Genomic DNA, 364 nt, shown 5'->3' on the forward strand with positions numbered 1-364 from the left:
ATGCAGGCCCTTGGTGATGCCGGCAATGGAAAGATGGTACGACGACCCACCGCCTTCGGTGCCACGGCCGACGGCAAAGAACACTGCACCGGCGGTGGCATCAAGATTGCGGGTATCGATATGGGTAGGCATGGCTCAGTTCCTTGTCCTTGGAGAGTGACCGGGCGCGGACAGCGCTGGCTCAGCGGGCCAGCACGCGCCCCTGCAGTTCGATGGCGCGGTTGGCGTACCGGTTGATGCGGCACGACTGTGCATCCAGCATCGCCCCCACATGGTCACTGGCAGGCGCGCAGCGCTTGTCGGTGTCTTCAACCCAGTTGGCCTGCTCGTCCATCCAGCGGTCCTTGGCCGGACTGTCCGGGCT

1 protein-coding gene is annotated in these 364 nt (G+C 64.6%); it reads right to left on the reverse strand.

Translation table 11 applies throughout. From position 1 onward, the window contains the following. Positions 1–181 precede the first annotated feature (181 nt). On the reverse strand, positions 182–364 hold a 183-nt coding region (locus CDN38_RS29100), incomplete at its 5' end, for a lysozyme inhibitor LprI family protein (protein ID WP_142361389.1).

Source organism: Mycobacterium ostraviense (assembly GCF_002705925.1).
Taxonomy (GTDB): domain Bacteria; phylum Actinomycetota; class Actinomycetes; order Mycobacteriales; family Mycobacteriaceae; genus Mycobacterium; species Mycobacterium ostraviense.